Genomic DNA, 15453 nt, shown 5'->3' with positions numbered 1-15453 from the left:
CAAACAATCAGAAATTACACAGGGTCAGGTCGAACGGCACGTCCGTCTCCAGCGCCTTCGGCTTGCAGTCGCCGTCGTGGCTGGTGAAGCGCACCCACAGCATGTACTTGTTGGCCGAGATCTCGGGAATCGCGCCCAGCGACTCGTCGAGCGACAGGCGCAGCATCTGGTACACCTTCCCTTGCAACATCTGCTGGTAGCTGCCGCCGACCGCGATCATCTTGACCGGGCCGCCGGAGTCGCGCAGCAGGCGCAGCACCAGGGCCAGGGCCTCGAACAGCGGCGCCAGCGGGGCGAACCAGGCCATGATGTCGGCATGGCGCTGTTCGGCCGGGCGCTTCTGCCAGGCATAGTATGAGGGCAAATCGAATTCGCAGGCGCCGCCCGGGATGATGGTGCGGCCGCGGATGCTCATCAGCCATTCGTTGTCGCGCACGTTCTGGCCGGTCTTGCCCTGCGCCGCGACCAGGGCGCCGCTCACGCTGTCGAGCTCGGACAGCACGGCATCGAGCATCTCGGTGGCGACATTGGGATTGCTGCGGTAGGACAGCAGGCTTTGCTTCTGGCGTTCGAGTTCCTGCAGCAGGTCGGACTTCAGGTCGGCGCGGCCGGCCACTTCCAGCATGTCGAAAATCGTGGCAAGCGCCACGTGGTGCTGCATCGGGTGCTCTTGTTGCACAAAAAACTTGAACTTCTCGTACAGGTCTTCCAGCCGCAACAACGTGCGAATCCGCTCGTTGAAAGGATATTCGTAGACGATCAAAATGACATTCCTCTGAATGTAGGCTGGCGAGCAACCCCGTGATTCTGAACCATGCTGCGCAAAATTACAAACCCTGCATTGGCTTTGTTACATTCCTTTGCTCTGCGATAAATATTTCGCATGCAATTGCTCGACTTGCGGGCGCAGCGCGTCCAGCCCATCGTCGTTCAGGATGACGTCGTCGGCGGCCGCCAGCCGCTGCGTGCGTGATACCTGGGCGGCCATGATGGCGCGCACCTGGGCTTCGCTCAGCCCGTTGCGCGCCATGACGCGCGCCACCTGCACTTCTTCCGGGCAGTCGATCGCCAGCACGCGGGTGACGCGCTCGCGCCAGGTGCCCGATTCGATCAGGAGGGGAACGGCGAAGATCACGTAGTCGCCGGTGGCGATGCTTGCGGCCGCAGCGGTGGCGTCGCGGATGCGCGGGTGCAGGATGGCCTCCAGGCGCGCCCGGGCGGTCGCGTCGGAGAACACCAGCGCACGCATTTTTCCACGATCCAGCGCCCCGTCAGGGGTGGCGAAGTCGTCGCCGAACTCGGCGAGCAATGCCGGCATGGCGGCGCCGTGCGGGGCCGTGAGCGCATGGGCGATCTGGTCGGTGTCGATGACCGAGGCGCCCAGGGCGGCGAACATGTCGGCCACGGTCGTCTTGCCGGAACCGATGCCGCCGGTGAGGCCGACGGAAAATGCGAGCTTGTGCTGTGGCGCCATCGTCAGCCTCAGCCGGCCACCACGGCCTGCAGGCCTTCGCTGAGGCGGCTGCCGTAGAGCAGGGCGATCAGGCCGGCCGCCGCCAGGTAGGGACCGAAGGGAATCGGCTTGTCGCGGCCGCGCTTGGCGAACACGATCAGGCTGATGCCGACGATCGCGCCGACCACCGAGGACAGCAGGATGATGGTCGGCAGCATCTGCCAGCCGAGCCAGGCACCCAGCGCGGCGAGCAGCTTGAAGTCGCCGTAGCCCATGCCTTCCTTGCCGGTGACCAGCTTGAACAGCCAATACACGGCCCACAGCACCAGGTAGCCGGCCGCCGCGCCGATGACCGCGTCCTGCAAGGGCACGAAGCTGCCGTTCAGGTTGACCAGCAGGCCGGCCCACAGCAGCGGATAGGTGAGGTCGTCCGGCAGCAGCTGGGTGTCGAAGTCGATGAAGGTCATCGCGACCAGCAGGTACAGGAACAGAAGCGTCGCCAGGCCCGCCATGCCGCTGCCGAAGGTCCAGACCAGCACGCCGGACAGGGTGCCGGTGAGCAGCTCGACGGCCGGATAGCGCGGCGAGATCGGGGCCTTGCAATTGCGGCACTTGCCGCGCAGGGCCAGCCAGCTGACGACGGGAATGTTCTCAAGCGCCGTGATCTGGTGGCCGCAGCAGGGGCAGGCCGAGCGCGGCACCATCAGGTTGTAGCGGTCGGTATGCGGCAGCTCCTTGCCGCTTTCCTGCGCGACGTAGTTATCGGATTCGCGCTGCATCATCTTCGGGATCCGGTGGATCACCACGTTCAGGAAACTGCCGATGAGCAGCCCGAACAGGGCGGCCACGAGCGTGGCGGACAAGGTCGCCGGCGGGGCGGACAGGAAGGATTCCAAAGGCATGGCGAGACGATCCGTGAATGAGCGGGAATGCAGCGAAAAAGATTCTTTACATCAATCTATTGTAGAGGTTTCCCTGTGATTTGGCGAAGCCTTCGCACCGGACCGCATCCTTGTGCGCCCATGCGACGCCATTGGCGCCCGATTGTGGCGGATCATGTGCCTACCCCGGCGCGCGGCTACGCTGGACTTTTGGACAAGTCCGGATGCCCGCAATGCCAAGCGCAACCCGCATGTCAACTTTCACTTTCCTGAACCATGCCTGCTTCATCGTGCGCACCGACGGCGCGCTGCTGGTCGCAGACCCCTGGCTCGAAGGCAGCGTGCTTGGCGATGCGTGGAGCCTGGTGGACGGCTCCACCAGCAGCGCGGCCCTGATGGCAGAGCTCAATGGGGCGAGCGTGCCGGTCTACATCTGGTGCTCTCGCGCCCAGCCGGACCGGTTTTCGCTGCCTTTCCTGCGACGTTTCCGGTCCGAGTTTCGCGGCATCGCCACCTTCCTCTATCGGCCCGGGCGCGATATGCGCATCAGCAATGAACTGCGCCGCCACCGGTTGCCGATGGCGGAGTGCCCGGAGGGCGTGACGGTCGGGCTGGCCGGCGACCTGCGCCTGACCGCGTTCGCCAACGGCGACGGCGATTCCTTCTGCCTGATCGGCTGCGGCGGCCGCAACATCCTGAACCTGGGCGACCGGGCACTGCCCACGATGGCAGCCTGCCAGGCCGCCGCCCCGCGTATTGCACAGCTTGCGCCGCGCATCGACCTGCTGCTCACTGGCTTCGGCAGCATGGGCTGGTGCGGCAATCCCGACGGGTTCGCCGAGCGTGAAGCGGCGGCGCAGGCCGCGGTCGGGCGGATCGCCGTGCAGGCCGAGCGCTTTCGGCCCAAGCTGGTGGTGCCCATCGCCTCGTTCGCGCGCTTCGCACGGGCCGACAACGTGTGGCTCAATGGCGGCAGGCTCATGCCGGCGGAGCTGCTGGAGCTGCCGCGGCTGGAAGGCGTGCGCGGGCTGATCCGCTTCCTGCCGCCCGGCGCGCGCATCGACCTGCAGCGCGATACGCCCGGCACGCTGGCGGCGCTGCACGAGGGGGCGGTCGGGCACTGGGCCAGGTGCTGGCGCAACCGGCCACCGCCCTTGCCGCGGCCGCCGCCGGCCTCGCTGGGCGAACTGAAGGCGGCGTTTTCCAGGTACCAGGAGCGGGTAGCGAGCGGTATGCACGTGCTGCCCTGGCTGCTCGAGGCGGTCGGCGCGCTCCGTCCCTTGCTGCTGCACCTGCCCGACCTGCGCCAGACCGTGGAGCTGTCGTACCGACGGGGCTTTCACCTGAAGCCGCGCACGGAGGGGACGAACTGCGCTGCCCACATCGCCATGTTTTCCGGCACCGCGCTGCAGCTGCTGCGCGCCGAGGACGGCTTCGATACGGTGTACGCGGGAGGGTGCTTCTGGACCATGCGGCGCAGCGGCCTGTCGAGCTTCGGGCGCTTCTTCCTGCCGCAGCGGATGAGCCGGCGCGGCGCCGACCGGCACCGGCCGCTGGCGATGGGGGGCTATTTGTGGCGGGCCCTGATGGGGAGGATGGCGCGGCAGCTGCAGGCGGCGCTGCGCTAGCCGCGCCGCCTGCCTGTGTGTCAGCTTGCCGCCACGGGTGGATCGTTGCGGGTCTTCCACAGCGAGTACAGCACGCCCGACAGGATCAGGCCACCGGTCACGGCCAGCGACAGCGCTGCCGGCACCTTGCCGCCGAACACGAAGTCGCCGAGGAAGATCTTCGAACCGATGAAGACCAGCACCGCGGCCAGCGAGTACTTCAGGTAATGGAAGCGCTCGACCATCGCGGCCAGGGCGAAGTACAGCGCACGCAGGCCCAGCACCGCGAAGATGTTCGACGTGTAGACGATGAACGGATCGCTGGTGATCGCAAAGATCGCCGGCACGCTGTCCACTGCGAACACCACGTCGGTCAGCTCGACCATGCACAGCGCCAGGAACAGCGGCGTGGCGAACAGCAGGGTCTTGCCGGGCTGGGCCGGATCGGGCTGGCGCACCAGGAAGGCATTACCGTGCAGGACCGGGGTAATGCGCAGGTGGCGCTTCAGCCATGCCAGGATCTTGCTCTCGCGGATGTCGTCGCTGCTGGTATCCACGAAGAACATCTTGATGCCGGTGATCACCAGGAAGGCGCCGAACAGGTACAGCGTCCAGTAATAACTTTCCACCAGCGCAGTGCCGGCCCCGATCATGATGCCGCGCGTGATGATGACGCCGAGGATGCCCCAGAACAGCACCCGGTGCTGGTAGAGCGGCGGGATCGCCAGGGTGGCGAAGATCAGCGAGATCACGAAGATGTTGTCCAGCGACAGGCTCTTCTCGATCAGGAAGCCGGTGTAGAAGTGCATGCCCTTTTCGCCGCCGAACTCGTGCCACACCCACAGGCCGAACAGCAGGCCTGCCGTCAGGTACAGTGCCGACAGCTTGAGGCTTTCCTTGACCCCGATGACGTGGTCTTTCTTGTTCAGCACGCCGAGGTCGAAAACCAGCAGGACCACGACGACCGTCAGGAAGATGATCCAGCTCCAGGCCGGTGTGCCCAGCCAGAGGGTGTGCAGCATGTCCATGATTGTCCTCGCTTATGTCGTTTTACGTTGACGGGTTATCGGTGATCGTTCAGGCTTCAGGCGAGCGCCGCGACCGGCGACGCAGCTGGCACCGTCGCGGCCGAGGCATCCTGGCCGAACCAGGCTTTGGCCGCGCGGCGCACCAGCGTGGTCTCGCGTCCATCGAGGTGGCCGTCCGCATGGACGATATCGACCATGGTCTTCCACAGGCAGATCTGCAGCAGCGGGTCGGTGATGTCGCGCAGCAGCGCGTCGATCTGGACCGGATCGAGTTCGACCATGCCGGCGTGGCGGTTGGCTGCGCCCAACAGGTCTTCGCACAACTGGCGCAAGGTCCGGTCGAAGGTCTCGTCGTCAACCGCCAGCGGCTCCAGGAAGGTCGCGGCGTGCATGGTGCGCACCTCGAGCGGGCTGATGTGGCCGTCCACGATCATGGTCAGGGCGAGCATCCGGCTGACGGCTTCGGGACTGTTGACTGCATAGACTTGCATGACTACCTCCATAAAATGATGTGCAGTCACTATAGGGGCGTGCCAATCTAAAGTAAAATCGATTAATCTTTAGTAAAGCGTAAGTTTTTGTTGAGGTTTCTTTCAGCCGTGATCAACTACAAGCATCTTCATTACTTCCATGCGGTCGCGACCCATGGCACCGTGGCGCGCGCGGCCGAGCACCTGCATGTGAGCGCGCAGGCCATCAGCATGCAACTGCAGGTGCTCGAGGACCAGCTGGGCGAGGAACTGTTCAAGAAAAAGGGCAGGGTGCTGGAGCTGACCGAGGCCGGCAAGACCGTGCTACGCTATGCCGAGCAAATCTTCGACCTCGGCAACGAGCTGGAACAGGCGGTGCGCCGGGGCGGCTTCACCGAGGAGGAAACGCTGCGGGTCGGCATCTGCGACATGATCGCCAAGACCATGGCCTTCCGCCTGCTGCAGCCGGCGCGCGAAGCCGGCCTGGCGATGCGCCTGATCTGCCGCGAGGGCCGCTTCGAGGACCTCATGGTCGACCTCACGGCGCACAAGCTCGACCTCGTGATTTCCGACCAGGGCCTGCCGACCGGCGGCACGATCCGCGGCTATACCCACCTGCTCGGATCGAGCACCCTGACGGTGCTCGGCCACCCGGACCTGTGCCGCGCCTGGCCGGGCGAGTTTCCCCAGCGCCTGAAGGGTGCGCCCTTCCTGCTGCCGGGACAGGATGCCGCCATCCACAGCCAGCTGGGCAGCTGGTTCGAGACCCATGGCCTGCGGCCGATCGTGGTCGGCGAATTCGACGACGGGGCACTGTTAAAATCCTTCGCGCGCGCCGGCACCGGCTTCATGGTGGTGCCGACGGTGCTCAGCGAGATCGTCGGGGCGGAGAACGAACTGGAAGCCGTGGGCATGATCGATTCGATCGTCGAGCAGTTCTACGCGGTGTCGGTGGAGCGGCGCGAGCACCATCCGGCGGTGCGCCGCATCCTGGAAAAGGCCGGGCAGGTGTTCGGCCGCACAGCTTGAAAAGAAGCAGGAAAGGTCCAAGGCATGGGATTCAATGTGGACGAACGCTATGTGTGCGAAGCAGAAAGCGCGCTCGGGGCAAGGCTGCCCGCCGCCTACCGCGCCGCCATGATGGCGAACAATGGCGGCAGCATCGACACCGACGACGAGGAGTGGACGCTGTTTCCGATCAGGGACGCGTCCGACAGGAAGCGCCTGGCGCGATCCTGCAACGACATCGTCACCGAAACGCAGTGCTGCCGTGAGTGGGGCGGTTTTCCGGCGGACGTCGTGGCCATCGCGGAAAACGGGGAGGGGGACTACCTGGTGCTGCGCCGCGAGGGCGACGCTTTCGCCCCCGCGCCGCAGGTGTGGCGCCACGAGACGCGCACGCTGGAGGACGCCCCCGCGGACTTGTTCGGTCCGCGGGGGTGAACCCGGCTGTCGCTTACCAGCTGTACGCCGCCTTCGCGTAGAAGTAGCGGCCGTTGTAGCCGTTCGGCGCATAGCCGCTGTAGCGGTTGATGCCGTTGTTGTTGAGGTTGCCCAGCGAGGTGATCTGGGCCGGCACGCGGTTGGTCGCGTTATCGATGCCCGCGCTGAGTTTCCATTGCGTCGACAGGCGCACGCTGCCCGACAGGTCGAGCACCCACTGCGGATCGTAGACCTGGTCCATGGCCGGGTCGTTCTGCGGCACCGTGAAGCTGCCGTAGCGGGTGAGGCCGGCGCGCGCGTTCCACTTGCCGGCGGTGTAGTCGGCCGACAGGTTCAGCTTGTCCTCCGGTGCGCCGACGGTGGCGCGCTGGATGGTCTGGCGGTCCAGCAGCACCAGCTTGTTCCGGCCCAGGAGCTCCGGGTTCGGCGACACGCGCAGCACGTCGGTCTTGTTGCGGTTATAGGCCAGCGTCAGGTCGAGGCGCTCGCCCTGGTTCAGGTTCAGGCGGTAGGTGCTCACCCAGTCCAGCCCACGGGTGCGGGTGTCGAGCGAGTTGGTGAAGTAGCGCGCCGCACCCACGTACACGCCCTGCGCCGCCAGGTCGTTGCGCAGGCCCGTGTTCGCCAGGTTCAGGTTACCCGAGAACAGGATGCGGTCGTCGATCTCGATCTGGTACAGGTCGAGCGAGCTGCTCAGGTTGCGGCTTGGCTGCCACTGCAGGCCAAGGCTCAGGTTGCGCGCTTTTTCCGCCTTGAGCGGCTGGGCGCCCAGCGCCAGCGCGGCCGGGCTGTCGACGGCGAAGGTGCCGGTTTCCACGGCCGTGTTCTGGCCATTGATCAGCATGAAGTTGGTGGTCGTGATCGTGTAGTGCTGCTGGGCCAGCGACGGCGCGCGGAAGCCCGACGACGCGGTGCCGCGGATCGCCACCTGGTCGTTGAACGCATAGCGCGCCGAACCCTTGGCCGAGGTCGTGCTGCCGAAGTCGCTGTAGCGCTCGTGGCGCAGGGCCACGCCGCCCGACAGCTTGTCCGTCACTTCCGCTTCCAGGTTCAGGTACACCGATTCGTTGTGGCGGCTGCGCTTGCCGGCGTCGGCAGGACGGAAGCCGCTGAAGCCCTGCGAGCCGGTGCCGATGTACGAGGCTTCCTCGCCGGCGCCGATCGCATAGCTTTCGCGGCGCGCTTCCAGGCCCGCGGCCACGGTCAGCGGGCCGGCCAGCCCGGCCACGGGGAACTCGCGCGCCACGTCCAGGTTGCCAAGGGTCTGGGTGCTGGTCAGCTTGCCGGCATAGAAGTGCGTCGGGCTGGTTGCGCCCAGGCTCTGGTTGACGGTGTTGTCGAGCTCGAGGCGGAAGGTGTTGCGGCCGTGGTTCACGCTCGCATCCCAGCGCCAGCCGGCCGCTTCGCCGCGCAGGCCGGTCACCAGCGACTGGTCAAGCGAGGTACTGTTCTGCATCGGCAGGAAGCCTTCCGGGAAGATGGTCGAACGCAGCGGGGCGGTCGGGCTGGTGCTGGTGTAGGCGGTGCGCCAGGTGGCGGCGGCCGAGGTGTCGCGCTCGCCGTAGTTGGCGAAGGCATACCAGTCGATGCTGTCGGTCAGCGCATACTGGCTGTTGACGAACACGGTGCGCGGCTTGCTGGCCGGGTCGCCGAGGCGCTGGTTGACCTGGCCGTAGCGCGGCTCGCGCGGGTTGCGCAGGTCGGCGCCGGCGCGGTTGGTCGGGTTGCGGTCGGCCACTTCGGCCGCCACGCGCACCCAGCCGCGCTCGCCCAGCGCAAAGCCGGCCGAGCCCTTCAGGCTGGCCTGTTCGCCGTCGCCGGCGTCGTACTGGCCGAAGCCCGCTTCGAGCTCGCCGCCATCGGCGCCCCGCTTCAGGATGATGTTGATCACGCCGGCGATGGCGTCCGAGCCGTACTGGGCGGCGGCGCCGTCGCGCAGCACCTCGATGCGGTCGATCGCGGTCATGGGAATCGCGTTCAGGTCGACCGGCGCCGAGCCGCGGCCGAGCGTGCCGTTGACGTTGATGACGGCCGAGGTGTGGCGGCGCTTGCCGTTGACCAGCACCAGGACCTGGTCGGGCGACAGGCCGCGCAGCTGCGCCGGACGCACCGCGTCGCTGGCGTCGGCGCCGGACGGGCGCGGGAAGTTGACCGACGGGACCAGGCGCCCGAGCACGGTCGCCAGCTCGGTCGAGCCGGAAGCCTGCAGTTCCTTGCCGCTGATGACATCGACCGGGGATTCGGTATCGAGCGTGCGGCGGTTCTTGGCAAAGGTGCCGGTGACGACGACGGTCTGGACCGCAGCGTCGGCTGCCGTTGCGGCTGGCGCCTGCTGGGCGTAGGCGGGCAGGCCCAGCGAGCCGACCAGGCTCAGCGCCAGCACGGCGCGCGCCGGGTTGGCGGTGGTGTGTTTGAAGCTCATGTGTTCTTTCGTTGATGCGGCAACCCGAGGTTGCAAGGGTGGGCACCTTAACAAACAGCAATGGGAGAGCGCCAATATTTGTTCGCACTATGCTTATGCATTGCGCATGAGTTTGTTTGTCTGTTGTGCGGGTGCTTGCGCACTGTTGAGGGCAAGCTGCGACGCCGTGATCTACTTGAGCATAAGGGCTGACGAGCTACCGTCCGCTGCGAGTCCAGAAACGATCATTTCCCAGGAGTCCAAATGCTGAGCGAAGCAGATTGCCGCCTTCGTGCCAAGCAATGTCTGACCCGAATAGCACAACAGTGTGGCGAGGACTTGGTACTGATGCCTTCCCCATTCGGGATGGCGACCACGCTAGCTTACACCTATCAAACGAAAGCGTACGTCGCAACAGGGGACTTCATCCATGCGTTGGCAGGCAACGGGCCGATCCTGGTAAACAAACTGACGGGGGCAGTCGAGGTCGCAGCGGCGGTATTCTCGACCGAAGACTCGATTCGAGCATTCGAGAACAGGGCCGGAAAGCCCACTTAGGTCGGTTGCAGCCGACTGCACTTCGTCAGTGACAGGCGCGCGTGGCCAGCCGATGGCAACTGCCGCAGTGAGCCTGTTCGAGCATCACTGCGAACCCGCTGCCGGTACTCCGCGAGACCACGCACCACCCGGCGCACCTGCAGCGGCAGGCGCAATCAAACCACCGACCCCAGCTTAAAGATCGGCAAGTACATCGCAATCACCAGCCCGCCGATCAAGACGCCCAGGATCACCATGATCAGCGGCTCCATCAGCGACGACAGCGCCGCCACCGCCTCGTCGACTTCCTCTTCGAAGAAATCGGCCACCTTGCCCAGCATGGCATCGAGCGAGCCGGATTCCTCGCCGATCTGCACCATTTGCGTGACCATGTTGGGGAACACGTTGGCGTTCTGCATCGAGATGGTCAGGCTGGTGCCGGTGCTGACCTCGGTCTGGATGCGCTTGGTCGCTTCCAGGTAGACGTTGTTGCCCGAGGCGCCGCCGACCGAGTCGAGCGCTTCGACCAGCGGCACGCCGGCGGCGAACATGGTCGACAGGGTGCGGGTCCAGCGCGCGATGGTGGCCTTGCGGATCACGGCGCCGAAGATCGGCACGCGCAGCAGGATGCGGTCCATGGCCTGCTGCATCTTCAGCGAGCGGCGCCAGGCCTGGAAGAAGAAGTACAGGCCCGCGAACAGCGAGCCGAAGATCATCCACCACCAGGCGACGAAGAATTCCGAGATGCCCATCACGATCAGGGTCGGCGCCGGCAGGTCGGCGCCGAAGCTCTTGAACACTTCCTTGAAGGCCGGGACCACCCAGATCATGATGACGGCCGTGACGATGAAGGCGATCGCCAGGATCGCGATCGGGTACATCAGGGCCGACTTGATCTTGGCCTTGATGGCCAGCGTCTTCTCCTTGTAGATCGCCAGGCGCGTCAAGAGGTCTTCCAGGATGCCGGCCTGTTCGCCGGCGCCCACCAGGTTGCAGAACAGCGGGTCGAAATACAGCGGGTACTTGCGGAAGGCGTTGTTCAGGCTGGTGCCGGTCTCGACGTCGGCGCGCAGGTCCATGATCAGCTTGGACATCGACGGGTTGGCGTGGCCCTTGCCGACGATGTCGAAGGCCTGCAGCAGCGGCACGCCGGCCTTCATCATGGTCGCCAGCTGGCGCGTGAACAGGGTCAGGTCCTTGTCGGTGATCTTCTTGCCGCTGCGGTAGGTCTTCTGCTTGACCTTGGTGACCAGGATGCCCTGGCGGCGCAGCGTGACATTGACGATGGCTTCGCCGCCCGCGCGCAGTTCGCCGCGCACGGTCTTGCCGGTCTTGTCCTTGCCTTCCCAGGCATAGACCTTTTCCTTGACCTGGGCGCGGCCCGGGCTTTTGGTGGGTGTGAGGCTTGCCATATGGGTCCCTGTGTTCCTGTTCGTCGCTTATTCGTTGGTACAGCCGAGCACTTCCTCGAGGCTGGTGAGCCCTTGCTTCACTTTCATCAGGCCGGAGCGGCGCAGCGAGTTCACGCCTTCCTTCTCGGCCTGTGCGGCGATCTGCATCGAGTTGCCGTTCGCCAGGATCAGGGCTTCGATGGCCGGTGAAATCGGCATGATCTGGTAGATGCCGACCCGGCCCTTGTAGCCCGAGCCCAGGCAGCGGTCGCAGCCTACCGGGCCGTAGGGCTTCCAGCTGCCATCGAAGTCGCTGTCGCGGTAGCCGGCCGCCACCAGCACTTCGCGCGTGGTTTCCAGCGGCTGCTTGCAGCTGCACAGGCGGCGCGCCAGGCGCTGGGCCGTGATCAGGATGACGGACGAGGCGATGTTGAAGGGCGCCACGCCCATGTTCATCAGGCGCGTCAGCGTCGACGGGGCGTCGTTCGTGTGCAGGGTGGAAAACACCATGTGGCCGGTCTGCGCGGCCTTGATCGCGATGTCGGCGGTTTCCAGGTCGCGGATCTCGCCGACCATGATGATGTCCGGGTCCTGGCGCAGGAAGGATTTCAGCGCCACCGGGAAGGTGAGGCCGGCCTTGTCGTTCACGTTGACCTGGTTCACGCCCGGCAGGTTGATCTCGGCCGGGTCTTCCGCGGTCGAGATGTTGATGCCGGGCTTGTTCAGCAGGTTCAGGCAGGTATACAGCGACACCGTCTTGCCGGAGCCGGTGGGGCCGGTGACCAGCACCATGCCGTAGGGGCGCGAGATCGCGTCCAGCAGCAAGGCTTTCTGCTCGGGGTCGTAGCCGAGCGAATCGATGCCCATCTGGGCCTGGGTGGCGTCGAGGATACGCATCACGGTCTTTTCGCCGAACAGCGTGGGCAAGGTGCTGACGCGGAAGTCGATGGTGCGGGTGGGGGACAGGATCAGGCGCATGCGGCCGTCCTGCGGCACGCGCTTTTCCGAGATGTCGAGCTTGGCCAGCACCTTGATGCGCGAAACGAGTTTCTCGCGGATCGACAGCGGCGGGTTCGCATGGTCGCGCAGCACGCCGTCCACGCGCATGCGGATGCGGTAGTACTTCTCGTAGGGCTCGAAGTGGATGTCCGAGGCGCCCAGCTGCACCGCGTCCATCAGGATCTTGTTCAGGAAGCGCACGATCGGCGCGTCCTCGACGTCGTTGGCCGAGTCGGGCGGCGCGACCGGCTGCGCCTCTTCCTCGGCGAACTCGATGTCGTTGTCGTCGCCCACCAGGTCGTTCAGGCTGTCGCTGGCGCTCTTGGCCAGGGTGGACAGCAGCTTGAGGAGGGCATCGTGCGGCACGATCACCGGCTCGACCGAGGCCTCGCTCTGGAACTTGATCTGGTCCAGCGCCTGGGTATTGGTCGGGTCGGACAGCGCCACCGACATCTTGTTGCCGCGCTTGGCGAGCGCGATCACCCGCTGCGCCTGCATCAGCTTGGCGTCGATGGCGGCGGATGGCAGCGATTCCGGTGCAAAGGCCGCGAGGTCGAGCAGGGGATAGCCGAAGGTCTCGGCGCAGAACGCGGCGAGGGCGCCGGGGGCGATGATGCCGCTCTCGAGCAGGGTGTCGATGAAGGCGGTCTTGTCGGTGGCAGCTTTTTTCTGCAGTGCGTCGGCCTGTCCCATGCTCAAGCGGCCGGCCTGCACGAGCGCACGGGCCAGGCTGGAGAGCGGCGTGCCGGTGGTCGTGTTGGGGAGGACTGCTGCCATAGAAGCCGGAAAAAGGGAATGCGACCTGGGTGGGGATGCTCTGGATGATGCCTACAGGCATCAAATTTGTAAAGGATTTGCGTCCAGGAAGATGCATACGCGCCACGTCATCAGGGTGGCGCGCAGGCTTTCATGGCAAGGGCGACAAGGCTTGTGGTTGGAGCGACAAGCATTGTGGTTCAGGTGACAAGCAGGTGTATTGACGGGAGTGGTAGGAGGACTTGACGCGAGTGGAGGTGCGAGGACACATTGGGGGCGCTGCAAAATTGGGTTCCGGCCTGCGCCGGAACGACGAGCCAAGGGCTTCAAGTCGGCTTGTGGTATTGCGTACACCACGGTTCGTCGTTTCCGCGTAGGCGGGAACCCCAGTTCGTCATGCGCTGCCGCAGCATCGCGGCAGCCGCCACTCTATAAATAAAGATCAGCGCAGCGCCAGGCGCTTGCCCGCGCCGGCCAGGGCTGGCGTGCCCGCTTCCAGCTTGAACACCGACAGCGCGCCCGTCAGCTGTGTGGTCTGGTCGGCCAGCGACTCCGCCGCCGCCGAGGCTTCCTCCACCAGCGCCGAGTTCTGCTGGGTCATCTCGTCGATGCTGCCGATGGCGCGGCCCATCTCGTCGATGCCGGCGCTCTGGCGGGCGCCGGCGGCGCTGATCTCGGCCATGATGGTCTGCACCTTGCGTACCGATTCCACGATCTGGCCCATGGTCACGCCGGCTTCGTCGACCAGCGCGCTGCCGGCGCTGACCTTCGACACCGAGTCGCCGATCAGTTCCTTGATCTCCTTGGCGGCGGCGGCCGAGCGCTGCGCCAGGTTGCGCACTTCGCCCGCCACGACCGCGAAGCCGCGGCCCTGTTCGCCGGCGCGCGCCGCTTCCACGGCCGCGTTCAGCGCCAGGATATTGGTCTGGAAGGCGATGCCGTCGATGACCGAGATGATCTCGACGATCTTGTTCGCCGAGTTGTTGATGTCGCCCATCGTGCTCACCACGCCGCCGACCACCTGGCCGCCGCGGGTGGCGATGCTGCTCGCGGTTTCCACCAGCGCGTTGGCCTGGGTGGCGGCGCTGGCGTTCTCGCGCACGGCGCCGGTCAGTTCTTCCATCGTGCGGGTGGTGCGGTCCAGGCTGGCGGCCTGCGATTCGGTGCGGCGCGCCAGGTCGGCGTTGCCGCTGGCGATTTCCGAGCTGGCCATGGCAATGGTGTCGGCCGAGGCCTTGATCTCGGCGACCAGCGTCGCCAGGCGGCCGCGCATCTCCTTCAGGGCCACCAGCAGGCTGCCGGTATCGCCCTTTTCGATGCGGATCTCGGTCGACAGGTCGCCGCCGGCGACGGCCTGCGCGATCTCGCGTGCGTATTCAGGCTCGCCGCCCAGTTGGCGCCAGATGGTGCGCACCACGAACCACGATATTACCGCCAGGGCAGCGATCACGATCAAGGCGGTCGCGATCATCGAGATCAGGACGTTCTGTACGCTGTTCTTGCTGCCTTCGATGCCGGCTGCGAACTGGCGCTGGGCCGCTTCGTTGACCTTGGCCAGGTCGCCGTTCAGGGTGGCGAGCGTCGACTGCATCTTGCCGACCACGGCCTGCGGGTCGCCTTCTTCCATCTCGAGCATGATACGCGCGGCCGACAGGGCCGGTGCGTAATAGGCGTCGAATTCCTTGCCCAGGCGGGCGCCGACTTCCTGCTGCCCCGGGATTTGCTTGAATTTTTCCAGCTTGGCGCGCAGCTTGTTGGCCTGCTCGCCGACCTGGCCGATCTTGTCCTTGTCGCCCTCGGCGACCGCGTCCTGCAGGCCGTCGGTGACGGCTGCGACGTCGAGAATGAGTGCCTTGGAAGCGTCGAGCACCGGATAGTCGACGCTGGCGGTCGTGGTGATCGAATTCAGCGCGCCGTTCGCGATCATCGCGCTGAAGCCGGCGCCGAGGCCGAAAATAATGGCGGAAATGACGGGCAGTGCCCAGATCCTGCGCTTGATGCTCATGGTGCTGTCTCCAGAATGCAGAAACCGCCGGCGGCACAAGGCCGTCGGCGGGTGCTACGAAGGTACGCTCTTGCTTACTGAGCCGTGTAGACGACCTTGACGCTGCCGTCGACGGCGCTCTTGTCGATGTAGCCGATGGCCTTCGGGTTGGCGGCGACGGCCGCCTTCACGGCAGCGCTGTCGGCGACTTCCTTCGGCATCGTGGCCTTGCCGGTGAAGACCAACTTGGACCACAGGGCCTTGGCCTGGGAGGCGTCCTTGTCCGCGACCTTCTTGTAGAACTCGGTGCGGATCGGGCTCGAATCGGCCTGGTCGATCGGGGTCATGCTCGAGGACTTACCGAGGAAGAACTGGGCGACCTGCTCCTTGGTCATGCTGCTTTCGGCAGCACCCTTGTTCACTACCACGACCACCTCGGCCATGGCCGGAACGGCGGCGCCCAGGGCGGCAACGGCGAACAGCTTTGCAATCATCTTGTTCAT

General features: G+C 65.6%; 14 protein-coding genes. 4 read left to right on the top strand and 10 right to left on the bottom strand.

Translation table 11 applies throughout. The features are described 5' to 3' along the window. Positions 1-7 precede the first annotated feature (7 nt). From zapD to ACFFJK_RS04925, 3 genes are all read right to left on the bottom strand, one after another. Positions 8-763: a cell division protein ZapD gene (gene zapD / locus ACFFJK_RS04935; protein WP_379678015.1), complete on the bottom strand. Its 756-nt coding sequence runs from the start codon at positions 761-763 to the stop codon at positions 8-10. 87 nt (positions 764-850) lie between these two features. Beyond that, on the bottom strand, positions 851-1474 hold the full coding sequence (gene coaE / locus ACFFJK_RS04930; protein WP_379678014.1) for a dephospho-CoA kinase: 624 nt from the start codon (positions 1472-1474) through the stop codon (positions 851-853). An 8-nt stretch (positions 1475-1482) separates the two neighbouring features. Next, positions 1483-2355 carry a prepilin peptidase gene (locus tag ACFFJK_RS04925; RefSeq protein ID WP_379678013.1) on the bottom strand — a complete coding sequence of 291 codons (873 nt, stop codon included), beginning with the start codon at positions 2353-2355 and terminating at the stop codon, positions 1483-1485. Between the two features lie 230 nt (positions 2356-2585). Between ACFFJK_RS04925 and ACFFJK_RS04920 the strand changes: the two genes are divergently transcribed. Then, the gene (locus ACFFJK_RS04920) at positions 2586-3962 is read left to right on the top strand and encodes a hypothetical protein (protein WP_379678012.1); all 1377 of its coding nucleotides are present in this window, start codon (positions 2586-2588) and stop codon (positions 3960-3962) included. A gap of 20 nt (positions 3963-3982) precedes the next feature. Here ACFFJK_RS04920 and ACFFJK_RS04915 read toward each other — a convergent pair whose 3' ends face one another. Beyond that, positions 3983-4969: a TerC family protein gene (locus tag ACFFJK_RS04915; protein ID WP_379678011.1), complete on the bottom strand. Its 987-nt coding sequence runs from the start codon at positions 4967-4969 to the stop codon at positions 3983-3985. A 56-nt stretch (positions 4970-5025) separates the two neighbouring features. Then, positions 5026-5460: a tellurite resistance TerB family protein gene (locus ACFFJK_RS04910; RefSeq protein ID WP_379678010.1), complete on the bottom strand. Its 435-nt coding sequence runs from the start codon at positions 5458-5460 to the stop codon at positions 5026-5028. A 108-nt stretch (positions 5461-5568) separates the two neighbouring features. On the opposite strand from ACFFJK_RS04910, the gene ACFFJK_RS04905 reads away from it, so the two are divergent. Together ACFFJK_RS04905 and ACFFJK_RS04900 are read left to right on the top strand one after the other, a co-directional pair. After that, the gene (locus tag ACFFJK_RS04905) at positions 5569-6468 is read left to right on the top strand and encodes a LysR family transcriptional regulator (RefSeq protein ID WP_379678009.1); all 900 of its coding nucleotides are present in this window, start codon (positions 5569-5571) and stop codon (positions 6466-6468) included. Between the two features lie 24 nt (positions 6469-6492). Further along, complete coding sequence (locus ACFFJK_RS04900) at positions 6493-6882, top strand: SMI1/KNR4 family protein (RefSeq protein WP_379678008.1); 390 nt, start codon at positions 6493-6495, stop codon at positions 6880-6882. Positions 6883-6895: 13 nt separating this feature from the next. On the opposite strand, the gene ACFFJK_RS04895 is transcribed toward ACFFJK_RS04900, so the two are convergent. After that, positions 6896-9304: a TonB-dependent receptor plug domain-containing protein gene (locus tag ACFFJK_RS04895; RefSeq protein ID WP_379678007.1), complete on the bottom strand. Its 2409-nt coding sequence runs from the start codon at positions 9302-9304 to the stop codon at positions 6896-6898. 243 nt (positions 9305-9547) lie between these two features. Between ACFFJK_RS04895 and ACFFJK_RS04890 the strand changes: the two genes are divergently transcribed. Then, positions 9548-9841 (top strand): hypothetical protein, encoded by a 294-nt coding sequence (locus tag ACFFJK_RS04890; protein WP_379678006.1) that lies wholly within the window; start codon positions 9548-9550, stop codon positions 9839-9841. Positions 9842-9996: 155 nt separating this feature from the next. Here the strand turns inward: ACFFJK_RS04890 and ACFFJK_RS04885 are convergent, their stop codons facing one another. From ACFFJK_RS04885 to ACFFJK_RS04870, 4 genes are all read right to left on the bottom strand, one after another. Then, complete coding sequence (locus ACFFJK_RS04885) at positions 9997-11232, bottom strand: type II secretion system F family protein (RefSeq protein WP_379678005.1); 1236 nt, start codon at positions 11230-11232, stop codon at positions 9997-9999. Between the two features lie 27 nt (positions 11233-11259). Continuing rightward, positions 11260-12987: a type IV-A pilus assembly ATPase PilB gene (gene pilB / locus ACFFJK_RS04880; protein WP_379678004.1), complete on the bottom strand. Its 1728-nt coding sequence runs from the start codon at positions 12985-12987 to the stop codon at positions 11260-11262. Between the two features lie 421 nt (positions 12988-13408). Then, positions 13409-14971, bottom strand: coding sequence for a methyl-accepting chemotaxis protein (locus tag ACFFJK_RS04875; RefSeq protein ID WP_379678003.1), 1563 nt, complete (start codon positions 14969-14971; stop codon positions 13409-13411). A 74-nt stretch (positions 14972-15045) separates the two neighbouring features. Further along, positions 15046-15453, bottom strand: a complete 408-nt coding sequence (locus tag ACFFJK_RS04870) for a hypothetical protein (RefSeq protein ID WP_258827768.1) — start codon at positions 15451-15453, stop codon at positions 15046-15048.

Origin of the sequence: Massilia consociata (genome assembly GCF_042432755.1) — a bacterium.
GTDB lineage: Bacteria > Pseudomonadota > Gammaproteobacteria > Burkholderiales > Burkholderiaceae_D > Telluria > Telluria consociata.
Note: the sequence above shows the minus strand (reverse complement) of the source record. Positions and strands in the feature narration are given on the sequence as shown.

Bases quoted from the DNA above. Each gene is read 5' to 3' on its own strand.
- coaE (WP_379678014.1), bottom strand. From the start codon at position 1,474: ATGGCGCCACAGCACAAGCTCGCATTTTCCGTCGGCCTCACCGGCGGC.
- ACFFJK_RS04925 (WP_379678013.1), bottom strand. From the start codon at position 2,355: ATGCCTTTGGAATCCTTCCTGTCCGCCCCGCCGGCGACCTTGTCCGCC.
- ACFFJK_RS04920 (WP_379678012.1), top strand. From the start codon at position 2,586: ATGTCAACTTTCACTTTCCTGAACCATGCCTGCTTCATCGTGCGCACC.
- ACFFJK_RS04915 (WP_379678011.1), bottom strand. From the start codon at position 4,969: ATGGACATGCTGCACACCCTCTGGCTGGGCACACCGGCCTGGAGCTGG.
- ACFFJK_RS04910 (WP_379678010.1), bottom strand. From the start codon at position 5,460: ATGCAAGTCTATGCAGTCAACAGTCCCGAAGCCGTCAGCCGGATGCTC.
- ACFFJK_RS04900 (WP_379678008.1), top strand. From the start codon at position 6,493: ATGGGATTCAATGTGGACGAACGCTATGTGTGCGAAGCAGAAAGCGCG.
- ACFFJK_RS04895 (WP_379678007.1), bottom strand. From the start codon at position 9,304: ATGAGCTTCAAACACACCACCGCCAACCCGGCGCGCGCCGTGCTGGCG.
- ACFFJK_RS04890 (WP_379678006.1), top strand. From the start codon at position 9,548: ATGCTGAGCGAAGCAGATTGCCGCCTTCGTGCCAAGCAATGTCTGACC.
- ACFFJK_RS04885 (WP_379678005.1), bottom strand. From the start codon at position 11,232: ATGGCAAGCCTCACACCCACCAAAAGCCCGGGCCGCGCCCAGGTCAAG.
- pilB (WP_379678004.1), bottom strand. From the start codon at position 12,987: ATGGCAGCAGTCCTCCCCAACACGACCACCGGCACGCCGCTCTCCAGC.
- ACFFJK_RS04875 (WP_379678003.1), bottom strand. From the start codon at position 14,971: ATGAGCATCAAGCGCAGGATCTGGGCACTGCCCGTCATTTCCGCCATT.
- ACFFJK_RS04870 (WP_258827768.1), bottom strand. From the start codon at position 15,453: ATGAACAAGATGATTGCAAAGCTGTTCGCCGTTGCCGCCCTGGGCGCC.